Source organism: Rhabdothermincola sp. (assembly GCF_036846205.1).
GTDB lineage: Bacteria > Actinomycetota > Acidimicrobiia > Acidimicrobiales > Acidimicrobilacustridaceae > Rhabdothermincola.
Window position 1 is genome coordinate 22,862 of the sequence record NZ_DAIUCK010000018.1, and the last position, 13,536, is coordinate 36,397.

Consider the following 13,536-nt stretch of genomic DNA (forward strand, 5'->3'; position numbering starts at 1 on the left):
GCTACCGCGGCGAATCCCTACGATGGGTTCATGCGCCCCACGGCTCCCGGGCTCACCAGGCCCCTCACCGACCCCAGCTTCTACGCCGGTGACCCCTTCCCCCTCTACGCCCGGTTGCGGGCCGAGGCTCCTTTCGTATGGCACGACGACCCGGGGTTCTGGGTGGCCAGCACCTACGACGACGTCATGCGCATCTCGAAGGACCCGGAGACCTTCTGCTCGGGCAAGGGCGTGCTGCTGATGGATCTCGGTCGGGAGCTACCGGAGATCCCCGGTGCCCTGCTGTATGTCGATCCCCCCGACCACACCCGGTACCGCCGGATCGTGCAACCGGCGTTCGCACCGTCGCGGGTCAAAGCACTCGAGCCCGCGATCCGGGCGCAGGCGAGAAAGCTGCTCGACGCCCTGCCCGAAGGCGAGGTCGTGGACCTGGTCGAGGCGGTGGCGGTCCCCTTCCCGCTGGTGGTGATCGCCGAGCTGCTCGGGGTACCGGCGGAGGACTGGCGCCGGTTCTACGAGTGGTCCGACCACGCGATCGCGGCGGGCACCCGGCAGACTGACGAGAACATGGCCGCGCTGGCCGAGATGGCGGAGTTCTTCCTGGGGGTCATCGCCGAGAAGCAACGGCACCCGGGCGACGATCTGGTCTCGGTGCTGGCCACCGTCGAGGTCGACGGCGAGCGGCTCAACGACGGCGAGCTGATGATGTTCTGCGGTCAGCTCCTGGTCGCCGGCAACGAGACGACCCGCAACCTGGTCTCGGGCGGGCTGGTGGCGTTGGCGGAGCATCCCGACCAGTGGGCCCGCCTGCGTGCCGACCGGACGCTCGTGCCCAGCGCCGTCGAGGAGCTGCTCCGCTGGACCACCCCGGTGATCAGCTTCTTCCGCACCGCGACCCGGGAGGTGACGATCCACGGCCAGCGCGTGCACGCCGGCGACCCGGTGATGCTGTTGTACGCCTCCGCGAACCGGGACGAAGCGGCGTTCGGCCCGACGGCGGGCCAGCTCGACGTGGCTCGGGACCCGAACCAGCAGGTGGCGTTCGGGTTCGGGCAGCACTACTGCCTGGGCGCGGCGCTCGCCCGCCTCGAGGGTCGGGTCATGCTCGAGGAGATCCTCGACCGGTTCGAGGAGCTCGAGCTCGTCGGTGAGCCCGGCCGGCTCGAGTCCGCGGGGGTGGTGTCCGGCTGGACCAGCGTGCCGATGATCCTCCGGTGATCGCCGGGTGACCCACCACCACGTGGTACGTCGCCCTGCGATGGGTCGTCAGGTGAAGATGATCTGGCCCCCGGCTGCCTGTTCGTAGAACTCCCCCACGGTGATGATGTCCTGCACCTGCTCGACGAAGTCGTCGCGGTCGAGTCCGAACATGTCCACGGACGCCTTGCACGCGTAGAGCCCGGCACCGGTGTCGGCGATCATCTCGACGAACTCGGGGATCGGCGGGATGTCGAGCTCGGACATCTTCTTCTCCATCATGTGGGTGGCGAGCGCCGACATGCCGGGCAGACCGCCGATGAGGGTGGCCAGGTGCATGCCGGGATTCCCGACCGTGGCCACCTTGATGTGGTCGTGGCGCTTCTTGTGGATGGCGTCGAGCCCGAAGAAGGTGAAGAACAGGTTGGCTTCGATGCCCTCGGCCCGCGCGCCGTTGGCCATGATCAGGCCCGGGTAGATGCCTTCGAGCGATCCCTTCGAGATGACGATCGAGACCTTCTGGATGGGTTCGGCTCCCATCGACGTCCTCCTGGCTGGTGGCTGGCGGCGCTCAGATGCAGCCGCGGGGCTTGGGGATTCCGGCGATCTTGGCGGCCACCTTCGCGGGGCCCTTGGGGAAGAGCTGGTAGAGCTCCTTCACGGAGACGCCCGAGGTCTTGCCGAGCACCCGCACCGTGGGGCCGGTTCCCTTCTCGGCGTACTCCTTGCGCATGAACTCGATGACCTGCCAGTGCTTCGGCGTCAGCTCGCCGATGCCTTCCTGCCGGGCCAGCTCGGTCGCCATCTCGGGCGTCCACTGCTCGGGGTGCTCGAAGAACCCTTCGTCGTTCACCGCGACGGTGGTGCCGGCGATGGTCTCGGTGGGCATGGGGAGCTCCTTTCGTCGTGTGCTCGTTCGTGCTCGGTTCGTACGGGCCCGTTCAGGGCCGGTGCTTGCCGGCCATCGACATGCCGGCGTGGATGCCCGGGATGTCCCGGCCGGGGAGCAGCACGTGCCAGTAGAACCACTGGAACATGAGCTTCCCCAGGTGGTTGAGGCGGGACTCGGCGAGCAGCGGCATCGGTCCCATCCGGCCGGGGAAGTGGCCGGGCAGGGGCTCGGTGTCGTAGTTGAAGTCGATGAGCAGCGCCTTGTCGAAGCCGGTCTCGATGAAGCAGTTGGCGTGGCCGTCGTACGACGCGGCCAGCGGCCGCCCCTCGAGGTAGGCCACCACGTTCGCCTCGAGCACTTCCCCCTGGAAGTGGGTGACCGACCCCGCCTTCGACGCCGGGACGTTCGCGGCGTCGCCGAGGGCGAACACGTTCGGCTTGACCTTCGACTGGAGGGTGTGCTCATCGGTGGGCACGAAGTCGAGCTCGTCGCCGAGCCCGGGCGAGCGACCGACGTACGGCGCGCCCGCGTGGAGGGGGATCACCACGGCCAGATCGAAGGGCACCTCGCGCTCGTCGTAGGAGATCAACCGGCCCCCGGCGCCGTCGACCTCGCCGGTGTTGAACTCGGTCTCGAGGTTGACGCCCTTCTCGGCGAGCAGGTCGGCGAGGGTGCTCGCCGCGACGGGCTTGGTGAAGGCCGCGTCGAGGGGGGTGACGTAGGTGAGATCGACCCGGTCCCGGATGCCGCGTTCGTGGAAGTACCAGTCGGCGAGGAAGCAGAACTCCAGCGGCGCGACGGGGCACTTGATCGGCAGGTCGATGACGTTGACCACCAGCCGGCCACCGTCGAAGCCCGCCAGTGCCCGCTCCAGCGCGGTCGCGCCGGCGAGGTCGTAGAAGGTGAAGACCCGCTCCATCCATCCCGGCCCGGTCAGGCCGTCCGTCTCCTCCGGCCGCAACACGGCACCCGTCGCCACCACCAGCACGTCGTAGGGCAGCGTGGTGCCGTCGACGAGGCGGACATGGTCGGTGGCGAGGTCGACGGCGTCGATCTCGCACTGGATGTAGTTGATCTCCCCGCGCAGCTGCTGCCGCCGCGGCCGGACCAGGTCTTCGCGGTGGGTGAGGCCGAACGGCACGAACAGCAGCCCCGGCTGGTAGACGTGCTCGCCGTCCCGATCCACCACGGTGATGTCGAGCTCGCCGGCCGGGTACCGGTGACGGAGCCGGTTCGCGATGATGGTGCCGCCGGTTCCGGCACCGAGGATCACGACGCGTCGCATGGTTCGAGGGTGCCCCGGCCGCCGGTGCCGGTCGTAGGGTCGAACGTCACCGGGTCGTGCCGCGGAGGTCCCGACCACCGCGACCGGTGCTCGGGTGGCACGGCGTGAGGGAGCGGGACCGGGCGTCGAGGTGCGGTGACGGATACGGGGTGATGCCGGGATGATGCCGCGATGACCACGTCGCCGGAGGAGATCGAGCGGGCTGTCGCCGTGCTGCGCGCCGGTGGGCTGGTGGCGTTCCCGACCGAGACCGTCTACGGGCTCGGCGCCGACGCGGCGAACCCCACCGCCGTTCGCCGGGTGTTCGAGGTGAAGGGCCGCCCCGCCACCCACCCGCTGATCGTGCACCTGGGCTCCGCCGCGGCGCTCGACCACTGGGCGGTGGACGTGCCACCCGCCGCTCGCCTGCTGGCGGAGGCCTGCTGGCCCGGCCCGCTGACCGTGCTGCTCCGGCGTTCACCTTCGGTCCCCGACGTGGTGACCGGGGGCCGGGACACGGTCGGGTTGCGGGTGCCCGCCCATCCGCTGGCCCTGGCACTGCTCGAGCGCTTCAGTGGGGGTATCGCCGCCCCGTCGGCGAACCGCTTCGGCCGGGTCAGCCCTACCACCGCGGCTGACGTGCAGGCCGATCTCGGCAGCGACGTCGACCTGGTGCTCGACGGTGGTCCCTGCCAGGTGGGCGTGGAGTCGACGATCGTGGACCTCACGGGTGGTGAACCGGAGGTGCTGCGCCCCGGCGGGGTGAGCTTCGAGCGGCTCGAGGAGGTGCTCGGCCGACCGGTCGGGCTGTGGCTCGGCGACCGGGACGTGGCCGCGCCGGGGACCCTGCCGGCCCACTACGCGCCAGCAGCGCGGGTGGAGGTGCTCGACGAGGTCTCGGCCGTGGCGGAGCGGGCCGCGCAGCTGCTGGTGGCGGGCCGGCGGGTGGCGGTGCTGGCGCCGGTGGCGCTGGCCGGGCTGCCGGACGGGGTGGTGGAGTTGGAGCCCGCGGGTGGCCCGGAGTCCTACGCCCGGGTGCTCTACGGTCGCCTCCGCCAGGCGGACCGCCTGGGGGTGGAGGTGGTGCTGGCGGTGCCACCGGAGCGGGTGGGGGTCGGTGTGGCGGTGCGCGATCGGCTGATGCGGGCTGCCGCTGCTGGCCGCGCCGCTCCCGGTCACGGATCATCGACCTAGGGAGCGAGCCTCCCGGCGGGAACGGCACGAGTGGCGCGATGGTCACTCGCCGCGGTCCACGATGCGGGTTCCACCGCCGCCTAGCCTCACGCAGCGTGGTTCTGGGGCTGGGGACAGGCTGGCTCGGCGCGCTCGCGGTGGCACCGGTCTGCCTCGGTGTGGGTCTGGCGTGCGGATGGGCGCTGCGAGCACGCCGTGGCGCCGACCCGAGCCGGGCCCACCCCCCACCTGCCGACCGCCGATTCCACCTCCTGGCGGACGCCGCCCCACTGGCGATCTTCGAGCTCGACCCCACCGGGCGGGTCACCTACGCCAACCCCCAGTGGGAACGGCTCGGCGGCACCGGCGCCACCCCGGAGGGGGCGTCGGCGGACGTGTGGGCCGCGGTGCACCCCGACGACCGGGCGGCGATGGCCGGCCGGTGGGCGAAGGCCCTGCGCGACGGAACGGCGTTCCGGGCCCGGTTCCGCATCCTGGACCCCGACGGGCACGTCTGCTGGGTGCTCGGGCAGACCTCGCCGGTCCGCCACCCGAGCGGCGTCGCCGTGGGCCACGTGGGGACCGTGCTGGAGGTCACCGACCTGGTGGAGGCCCGCCAGAACCTGCTGCGGTTCCACGCCATCATCGAGAGCACCACCGACTACGTGGGGGTGGTGGACGGCACGGGGCGTCTCGTCTACCTGAACCAGGCGGCCCGCGAGACGCTGGGGCTGGATGGCGACACGGACCTCGCCACCGTCGACGTGCGCGCCTTCTACACCTCGGAGTCGTGGCAGGTGGTGGAGTCCAGCGTGCTGCCGGCGGTCTCGCGTGGCGAGGTGTGGCGCGGCGAGCTGGCGTTGCGCACCCCCGGGCGGCGCGATCCGGTGCCGGTCTCGAACGTGGTGCTCGCCCACCGCTCACCGACCGGTGACGTGGAGTTCGTGGCTTCCATCGCCCGGGACACGAGCGAGCAGAAGCAGCTCGAGGCCCGGCTGCACCACCAGGCGGAGCACGACCAGCTCACCGGTCTCCCGAACCGGGCGCCGCTGCTCGACTGGTTGGGGGAGGCCCTGCAGGCACCGCCGGCGCGAGGTTCCGTGGCGGTGCTGTTCCTCGACATCGACCGGTTCAAGGTGGTCAACGACAGCCTCGGGCACGAGGCCGGCGACCGGCTGCTGGTCTCGGTGGCCCGCCGGTTGTCGAGCAGCACCCGGCCCCAGGATCGGGTGGCGCGCTTCGGCGGTGACGAGTTCGTCGTGGTGTGCGTCGGGGTGGCCGACCAGCACACCGCCCTCGAGCTGGCGGACCGGGTCCGGCGGGAGGTGGGGGGGCGGTTCGCGCTCGGCGACGACGAGGTGTTCGTCACGGTCTCGATCGGCGTGGCGCTCGGCGCGGCGGGCGCGTCGGCCGAGGAGTTGCTCCGCGATGCCGACGCCGCGATGTACGAGGCCAAGGCGCTGGGGCGCGATCGGGTGCAGCTGTTCGACATCGACGTGCGCGAGCGGGTGGTGGAGCGCCTCGACGTGGAGCAGGCGCTGCGCTACGCGCTCGAGCGCGACGAGGTGTGCCTCGTCTACCAGCCGATCATCGACCTGGCCACCGGTGGGGTGCGCGGCGCCGAGGCGCTCGTGCGCTGGCGGCACCCCGAGCGCGGGCTGCTCCTGCCGGCGCAGTTCCTGCGGGTGGCGGAGGAGACCGGCTACATCGTGGAGCTCGGTCGGTGGATCCTCACCACGGCCTGCCAGGTGGCGCGGGAGGTGTTGGTCGACCCGTCGACGGGTGAGCCGCTTCCCCTGTTCGTCAACCTCTCACCCCGCCAGCTCGCCGACGATCGGCTGGTGTCGATGGTGCGGGAGGTGGTGCACGCCACCGGCATCGAACCCGGGGTGCTGCACTTCGAGATCACCGAGAACGCGCTCATGGCCGACGCGGAGACCACCAGCTCGACCCTGCGGGCACTCCGGGAGCTCGGGGTACGCCTGGCGCTCGACGACTTCGGCACCGGTCACTCGTCGCTCGCCTACCTGAAGACCTTTCCAGTGGAGGTGCTCAAGATCGACCGGACGTTCATCGAGGGCCTGGGTCGTGACGCGGGTGATCAGGCGATCACCGGGGCGATCGTGAACGTGGCCCGCATGCTCGGGCTGTCCACCGTGGCCGAAGGGGTGGAGACTCCCGACCAGGCTGCTGCGCTCGCGGCGCTGGGATGCGACCTCGGGCAGGGCTACCACTTCGCCCGGCCGATGGACGCCGCCGCGTTGGCCGAGCTGATCGGCCCGGCCGAGATCGACCTCACCGGCCCCTGAGACGACCGGCACCGGCGCTCGCGGCCACCGGGCCGGTCACCAGCCCTGGAACTGCGGGTCGCGGCGCTCCACGAAGCTGGCCACCCCTTCCTGGGCGTCGTGGGTGCTCATGTTCAGCTCCTGGGCCACCGCCTCGTCGTCGAAGGCCGCCGCCCGATCCGACTCCAGCGACCGGTTCACCAGCCACTTGGTGAGGGCGATCGAGCGGGTGGGACCCGCCGCCAGCCGGCCGGCCCACTCGGTCGCCACCTCCTCGAGGCGGTCGTCGTCCACGACCAGGTTCACCAACCCGAGGGCCGCGGCCTGCTCGGCCGGCAACGAGTCGCCGAAGAACATCAGTTCCTTGGTCTTGTGCAGGCCGATCAGCCGGGGCAGCAGGTAGGCGCCGCCGCCGTCGGGTACCAGCCCCCGCCGCACGAACACCTCGATGAACCGGGCGCTGCGGGCCGCCAGCACCAGGTCGCAGGCGAAGGCCATGTGGGCACCGATGCCCGCCGCGGTGCCGTTGACCGCCGCGATGACCGGCTTCTCGCAGTCGAGGATGGCGGCGATCAACCGCTGCGCCCCGATGCGCAGCATCCGGCTCACGTCACCGACCGCCCGCTCGGGCGCGCCTGCCGGCCGGGCGGGGGCGGCGGCCTGCCCACCGCCGCGGAGGTCGGCGCCCGTGCAGAAGCCCTTGCCGGTGGCGGTGAGCACCACGGCCCGGGTGGCGAGGTCGGCGCTGGCCTCGGCGAGGAGGTCGATCACCCGGTTGCGCTGATCGGGAGTGATGGCGTTGTGTGCCTCGGGGCGGTTCAGCGTGATCCAGGCCACGGCGTTCTGGCAGCGGAACAGCACCTGCTCGTCGAGTGGTCGATCGTCGCTCATCGGTCTCCGTTCACGGCTCGGGGGGCGCGATGGCGAGCGAGTGTAGGGTTCCGGCCATGGCGTCACCCAGGTTCGACCTGCCCACGATCGAGAGCGACACCCGCCCGTTCTGGGACGCGGTGCGCGAGGGCAAGCTGCTGTTGCGGAGCTGCAACCGCTGCGGTGCGGTCCACTACTACCCTCGCCCCTTCTGCCCGTCGTGTTGGAGCGAGGACGTCACCTGGGTCGAGGCGAGTGGCCGGGGCACCGTGTACACGTACTCGACCGTCTACCGCAACGACCTGCCGCCGTTCAACGAGCAGCTCCCCTACGTCGTGGCCATCGTCGAGCTGGAGGAGGGGCCGCGCATGATGACCCGGCTGGTCGACACCGACGGCGTGGAGCTCGCGGTGGGCATGCCCGTGACCGCCGACTTCACCGCCCTCACCGACGACGTGTCGATCGTCGTGTTCCGCCCGGCTTGACGGGCTGGCCGTGCGCGCCCTGGTGACCGGCGCCACCGGGTTCCTCGGCAGCCATCTGGCGAGGACGCTGGTGGAGCGAGGCGACGAGGTTCGGGTCCTGGTGCGCCCCTCGAGTGATCGTCGGCGGCTGGAGGGGCTTCCGCTCGAGGAGGCGATCGGCGACGTCACCGACCCCGGGTCCGTCAGCGACGCGCTCGACGGCGTGGACACGGTGTTCCACTGCGCGGCCTACGTGGAGCTCGGGGCGCGCGACCCCGGGCGGATGCAGCGGGTGAACGTCGATGGCACGCGCCAGGTGCTCGACGCGGCTGGCGCCTGCGGTGCGCTGGTGGTGCACGTCAGCTCGGTGGCCGCGCTGGGACCGACGGGACGTGAGCCGGTCGACGAATCGTGGTGGAACCCGGAGGCGCCGTCGGTGGCCTACGAGCGCACGAAGCGTGAGGCGCACCTGCTGGCCCGGGCCCGGGCCGAGCAGGGGGCACGGGTGCGCATCGGCATCCCCGGTGGCATCTACGGGGCCGACGACGACAGCGAGATGGCCAAGCTCATCCGCACCTTCGTGACCTATCCGACCCCGGTCGGCTACATGCCGGAGCTGGTGCAGTCGCTGGTGAACGTCGACGACTGCGCGGAGGGCCTGGTGCGGATCGCGGAGCGGGGCGAGGACGGCCGGGAGTACCTGCTCTGCGCGGACGCGGTCACGTTCCGGGAGTGGTTTCGGTTGATCGCGGCCGGTGCGGGACGCCGCCCGCCGGTGGCCTACCTGCCGACCGGCCTGGTGCGATGGTCCAGCTCGCCGGCCGCCACGCTGGCCCGCTGGCTGGGCGGGAACCCGGGCCTGGTCACCGACACCATCGCGCTGGCCACCCGCCACCAGGCGTTCTCGGGAGCGCGGGCCCGGGCCGAGCTGGGTTGGGAGCCGCGGCCGCTGGCGGTGGGCATGGCCGAGATGGCGGAGGTCCTCAAGCGGGAGCACGAGCGCGAGCGCGCGGCGCGTCGAGCGGCTCGCGAGCGGGCCCGCGCCGCGCGCCGCACACCCTGACCGCACCAGGGGAGCGGGTGGTGTCGCGTCAGGCGCGGCGACCGAGGAGCGCCAGGAGCTTGGTCTGCAGGTCGGCATCGTCGGGCACCGGCACCCGGGTCCCGAAGTAGCCGCTCGCCTCCAGGGCATCGGCCTGCGGTTCGACGTCGGCGTAGCAGGCCTCGACCAGTCGGGGGTCGATGCGGGTGTCCTGCCCGGTGGCCTTGGCCACGTCCCAGCCGTGCACCACCACGTCGACCAGACGGTGCCCGGCGAACACCGCGCCGGGCACCGGACCGTAGGAGACCGCCACCGGGCGTTCCATGGCGCCGGGCTCCCGGAACGCCGCGGCCGCTTCCGCCGCTGAGCGGTCGTAGGCCGCGAGGGGGTCGTCGCCGAGCTGGTCCCCGTCGAAGCGCGAGCCGACCTCCTCGATGGTCTGTCCGTCCACCAGGGGTCGCACCCAGAGGTTCTCGGCCACGATGTGGTTCACGAGCTGCCGCACGTCCCACTCCGTGCAGGGTGTGGGGTCGTGCCACTGCTGATCGCCGATGCCGGCGATCAGCGCCCGGGTGTGCTCGAGGGCCTCGGCGTGCAGCTCGGGTAGGTCTTCGACCATGGCGGTCTCCTTCCGTGGTCCCGGCTCCCCTCCGGACGCCGGGCGGCGCCAGCGCCGTCCCGAGCGTGCCACACGACACAGCGGATCGCCGCCGTCACCCGTGCCTACCTACTGGTCGGTAGGGTACATTCAGCCGTGCCGCGCACGGGCCGATGGCTCGCAGGTTCGGTGGCCCGCCCCAGAGAAGGACCGGATGCACTCGATGGAGACCCTCCCCCCGTCCCCTGCCGTCGACGACCTGGCGACCACGACCGTCGCCACGTCTTCGCGCCGCTTCCGCCGCACGGCCTACGAACGGCCCGCCGACGAGCGGGTGAACAAGGTCGCCTCCATCCCGTTCGCGCTGATCCACGTGTTGGCGATCGCGGGCGTCGTGGTGTTCGGGGTGACGCCGAAGGCCCTGGCGCTGTTCGTCACCTTGTACGTGGCCCGGATCTGGTTCATCACCGCGGGTTACCACCGCTACTTCTCCCACCGCAGCTTCCGCACCAACCGCGTGTTCCAGTTCGTGCTGGCGTTCGGCGGGGCGTCGGCGGCGCAGAAGGGGCCGCTGTGGTGGGCGTCGCATCATCGTGAGCACCACCGCTACTCCGACAGCGAGCAGGACGTGCACTCCCCGCTGCGCGGCTTCTGGTGGAGCCACGTCGGGTGGATCCTGTGCGACAAGTACAAGGACACCAAGACCGACCGCATCCGCGACTTCGCCAAGTACCCGGAGCTGCGCTTCCTCGATCGCCACGACTGGATCCCGCCCTGGACGCTGGGCATCGCGTCGTACCTCATCGCCGGCTGGCCCGGCCTGTTCACCGGGTTCTTCCTGTCGACGGTGGTGCTCTGGCACAACACGTTCATGATCAACTCGGTGGCCCACGTCTTCGGCCGCCGCCGGTACGCCACCGAGGACACCAGCCGCAACAACCTCCTGCTGGCGCTCGCCACCTTCGGCGAGGGCTGGCACAACAACCACCACTACTTCCAGGCCTCGGCCCGCAACGGCTTCTTCTGGTGGGAGGTGGACATCACCTACTACGTGTTGCGGATGCTGAGCTGGGTCGGGTTGGTGCGAGACCTCAAGGTCCCGAGCGAGCACGTGCTCTACAGCAACTGGGTGAAGGACGGCTCGTTCGACATCGGCATGTTCCGCTCCAACTGGGCCAAGGCCGCCGCCGCGGTGTCGAACACCCAGGCCGCCCTCGGCACGCGGGTGCGCAAGCGCACGGCGATGGCCGGCGAGGCGCTCTCCCACGGACGGGAGGCGGCCGCGGCGTCGGTGCAGGCGAAGAAGCAGGCGTTGGAGGACTTCGTCCACGGCTCGCTGCAATCCGCGGAGGAGCTGGCCCGTCTCACTCGTCGCAGCCAGCGCGAGCTCGGTCTCACCGAGAGCTGACCGGGATAGGGTCAGCGTGGTGAGCGAGCCACGCTGGGCTGTCTCCGAGCGAGCACGTCGGGGCTACGACCGAGCGATCGACGTGCTGGAGCGGGCGGTGCCGCTGGCTCGGGCCGCGCTCACGATCGTGCAGGCGTGCGCGGCGGTCGTGGCGCTCTCGGCGGTGGCCGTAGTCGTGGTGGTCGTGGCCCATGACCCTCCCGGCACCTGGCAGACCTGGTTGGCCACGGTGTTGCTGGTGGTGCTGCTCGCCATCTCGCCGCTCGTGTTGTGGTTCTTCGCCGCCCTGTTGCGTGAGGTGTTGGCGCTCCCGGCGCAGCTGCGGGCGCTGCCCGACGTGGGCTCTCGCTACGCCCGGGAGCTGGCGATGCTGGTGAGCGAGGCCGCAGGCCCGGGTGGGAGGGTGCGGCTGCGGCGCCTTCCGGGTGACTCGGTCCGCCTGGGACGTCTGCTGCTGCGGCTGCGCGACGACCTCCCGGCTTCGGGGGCGCTGCTGGCATTGGTGCGGGTGCCGATGCTGGTGGCGGTCGCGGTGGCATTCGTCGTCGGCGTGCTCCAGGTGCTCCTGGCGCCGGTGATCGTGCTGTCGATCCTCGCTGCCCGCACGCTCTGACGGGCGGCTCCGCACCGGCGGTGCTCGATCGGGGCCTACCGTCGTGGCGGCGGGCGGCCGGGTGCGGGTCAGTCTCGGAGTGCGCGGAGCTTCTCGGGACGGTGGATGGCGTTGACGAGCCGCACGGTGCCCGACTTGGAGCGCATGACCAGCGACTGGGTGGTGGCCGTGCCCCGGCTGAACCGGACGCCTCGCAGCAGGTCGCCGTCGGTGATGCCGGTGGCGGCGAAGAAGCAGTTGTCGCCCGCCACCAGGTCGTCGGTGTCGAGCACCGCGTCGAGGTCGTAGCCGGCGTCGATGGCGGCCTTGCGCTCCTCGTCGTTGCGCGGCCACAGCCGGCCCTGGAGCTGGCCTCCCATGCACTTGAGGGCGGCGGCGGCGATGACCCCTTCGGGGGTCCCGCCGATGCCGAAGAGGATGTCGGCGCCGGAGTCGGGCCAGGCCGTGGAGATGGCCCCGGCCACGTCGCCGTCGGGGATCAGGCGGATGCGCGCCCCGGTGGCGCGGACCTCGGCGATGAGGTCGTCATGGCGGTCACGCTCGAGGATCACCGCGGTCACCTCTCGGACCGTCACCCCCTTGGCGTCGGCCACCGCCTCGAGGTTCTCGGTGGGGGACTTGGTGATGTCGATGACGCCCTTGCATTCAGGGCCGACCGCGATCTTCTCCATGTAGACGCAGGGCCCGGGGTTGAACATCGTGTCCCGCTCGGAGAGCGCGATGACCGACAAGGCGTTGCCTCGCCCCTTGGAGGTGAGGGTGGTGCCGTCGATGGGGTCGACGGCGATGTCGCACGCCGGAGGGGTGCCGTCGCCGATGCGCTCGCCGTTGTAGAGCATGGGCGCTTCGTCCTTCTCGCCCTCGCCGATCACGACCACCCCGTCCATGGGCACGGTGCCGAGCACGAGGCGCATGGCGTCCACTGCCGCGGCGTCCGCGCCTTCCTTGTCGCCCGCGCCGACCCAGCGGGCCGCGGCCAGCGCCGCGGCCTCGGTGACCCGGACCAGCTCGAGGGCGATGTTGCGATCAGGAGCGTCTGCAGCCATGGCGGGTGACCCTAGTCCGCCCGCCGTCGGTGCCAGGACGCCGGGTGCAGGGTTCGCTCCCTCGCGGACGCCTCGAATCGGGGAGGGCCAGTGGTTGGGGCACGGCTTGGGTGGGGTCTCAGTCGATGCGGGTGGTGCCCGTGGTGGTCTCGACGGTGACGAGCTGGTCGTCACCGTTGTAGCTGCGCTGCGATGACCGCTCGCCGTTGGCACACCCTGGGTAAGCCAACCCGAAGGCGGCAGGTGATTCACGAGCCACCCGGCCCGAAGACCTCCCAGACGCTACGAGCCGGGGCCCGCCACGACCGGTCCTCTCATACAAGGCGGCGGTTCACCGCGCGAGCCCCAGTGAGACTGCCGCGCGTGGGGGTGACAGTGGTTAGTCAGGCAGCGGTTGTGGTTCGAGGTCCAAAGGGATCAGATCCGTGCGAAGATCTGGGCTGATGGGTTCCCGGAGCCGTTGGGTTGGGATGCGGTGGCGACGAACGGTTTGGTGACCGCGGCGGGGTTGCCATCGGTGCAGTGGTTCCGTGGGAGCGGTTCGTCCGGGGTGTGGGTGGACGACGTGAGGGTCACGGATCTGGCTGCGGTGGAAGCGCCGGTGGTGACCTACAGCTGGGATGCGCAGGGTCGTGTGGTTGGTGAGGATCTGGTGGGGTCGTGACGTGGACCCCTTCGGCG

At 71.3% G+C, this 13,536-nt stretch carries 14 protein-coding genes; 8 read left to right on the forward strand and 6 right to left on the reverse strand.

What is annotated here, in order from left to right; all coding sequences use genetic code 11:
* Positions 1-30 precede the first annotated feature (30 nt).
* Entirely contained in the window at positions 31-1,218 is a 1,188-nt protein-coding gene (locus tag V7004_RS04345; protein WP_334142420.1) for a cytochrome P450, read from the forward strand.
* Positions 1,219-1,266: 48 nt separating this feature from the next.
* Here V7004_RS04345 and V7004_RS04350 read toward each other — a convergent pair whose 3' ends face one another.
* Genes V7004_RS04350 through sqr form a run of 3 tightly spaced genes read right to left on the reverse strand, consistent with a single transcriptional unit; the run spans position 1,267 to position 3,374 of the window.
* The gene (locus V7004_RS04350; RefSeq protein ID WP_334142421.1) at positions 1,267-1,737 is read right to left on the reverse strand and encodes a DsrE/DsrF/DrsH-like family protein; all 471 of its coding nucleotides are present in this window, start codon (positions 1,735-1,737) and stop codon (positions 1,267-1,269) included.
* Positions 1,738-1,768: 31 nt separating this feature from the next.
* The gene (locus tag V7004_RS04355; protein WP_334142422.1) at positions 1,769-2,086 is read right to left on the reverse strand and encodes a TusE/DsrC/DsvC family sulfur relay protein; all 318 of its coding nucleotides are present in this window, start codon (positions 2,084-2,086) and stop codon (positions 1,769-1,771) included.
* A gap of 52 nt (positions 2,087-2,138) precedes the next feature.
* Positions 2,139-3,374 (reverse strand): type III sulfide quinone reductase, selenoprotein subtype, encoded by a 1,236-nt coding sequence (gene sqr / locus V7004_RS04360; RefSeq protein ID WP_334142423.1) that lies wholly within the window; start codon positions 3,372-3,374, stop codon positions 2,139-2,141.
* 171 nt (positions 3,375-3,545) lie between these two features.
* Between sqr and V7004_RS04365 the strand changes: the two genes are divergently transcribed.
* Both V7004_RS04365 and V7004_RS04370 read left to right on the forward strand, forming a co-directional pair.
* Complete coding sequence (locus V7004_RS04365) at positions 3,546-4,547, forward strand: L-threonylcarbamoyladenylate synthase (protein WP_334142424.1); 1,002 nt, start codon at positions 3,546-3,548, stop codon at positions 4,545-4,547.
* A gap of 95 nt (positions 4,548-4,642) precedes the next feature.
* Positions 4,643-6,835: a putative bifunctional diguanylate cyclase/phosphodiesterase gene (locus tag V7004_RS04370; protein WP_334142425.1), complete on the forward strand. Its 2,193-nt coding sequence runs from the start codon at positions 4,643-4,645 to the stop codon at positions 6,833-6,835.
* Positions 6,836-6,871: 36 nt separating this feature from the next.
* On the opposite strand, the gene V7004_RS04375 is transcribed toward V7004_RS04370, so the two are convergent.
* Positions 6,872-7,705 carry an enoyl-CoA hydratase/isomerase family protein gene (locus V7004_RS04375; RefSeq protein WP_334142426.1) on the reverse strand — a complete coding sequence of 278 codons (834 nt, stop codon included), beginning with the start codon at positions 7,703-7,705 and terminating at the stop codon, positions 6,872-6,874.
* 56 nt (positions 7,706-7,761) lie between these two features.
* Here V7004_RS04375 and V7004_RS04380 point away from each other — a divergent pair, with 56 nt between their 5' ends.
* Entirely contained in the window at positions 7,762-8,169 is a 408-nt protein-coding gene (locus V7004_RS04380) for a Zn-ribbon domain-containing OB-fold protein (protein WP_334142427.1), read from the forward strand.
* Between the two features lie 10 nt (positions 8,170-8,179).
* A complete protein-coding gene (locus V7004_RS04385) occupies positions 8,180-9,211 on the forward strand; it encodes an NAD-dependent epimerase/dehydratase family protein (protein WP_334142428.1) in 1,032 nt (343 codons plus the stop codon).
* A gap of 28 nt (positions 9,212-9,239) precedes the next feature.
* On the opposite strand, the gene V7004_RS04390 is transcribed toward V7004_RS04385, so the two are convergent.
* The gene (locus tag V7004_RS04390; RefSeq protein WP_334142429.1) at positions 9,240-9,809 is read right to left on the reverse strand and encodes a TIGR03086 family metal-binding protein; all 570 of its coding nucleotides are present in this window, start codon (positions 9,807-9,809) and stop codon (positions 9,240-9,242) included.
* Positions 9,810-10,002: 193 nt separating this feature from the next.
* Here V7004_RS04390 and V7004_RS04395 point away from each other — a divergent pair, with 193 nt between their 5' ends.
* Positions 10,003-11,196 carry an acyl-CoA desaturase gene (locus V7004_RS04395; RefSeq protein ID WP_334142430.1) on the forward strand — a complete coding sequence of 398 codons (1,194 nt, stop codon included), beginning with the start codon at positions 10,003-10,005 and terminating at the stop codon, positions 11,194-11,196.
* Between the two features lie 19 nt (positions 11,197-11,215).
* Positions 11,216-11,809 carry a hypothetical protein gene (locus V7004_RS04400; protein WP_334142431.1) on the forward strand — a complete coding sequence of 198 codons (594 nt, stop codon included), beginning with the start codon at positions 11,216-11,218 and terminating at the stop codon, positions 11,807-11,809.
* A 68-nt stretch (positions 11,810-11,877) separates the two neighbouring features.
* On the opposite strand, the gene glpX is transcribed toward V7004_RS04400, so the two are convergent.
* Positions 11,878-12,855 (reverse strand): class II fructose-bisphosphatase, encoded by a 978-nt coding sequence (gene glpX, locus V7004_RS04405; protein ID WP_334142432.1) that lies wholly within the window; start codon positions 12,853-12,855, stop codon positions 11,878-11,880.
* A gap of 475 nt (positions 12,856-13,330) precedes the next feature.
* On the opposite strand from glpX, the gene V7004_RS04410 reads away from it, so the two are divergent.
* Positions 13,331-13,519, forward strand: coding sequence for a hypothetical protein (locus V7004_RS04410; protein WP_334142433.1), 189 nt, complete (start codon positions 13,331-13,333; stop codon positions 13,517-13,519).
* Positions 13,520-13,536: the final 17 nt, after the last annotated feature.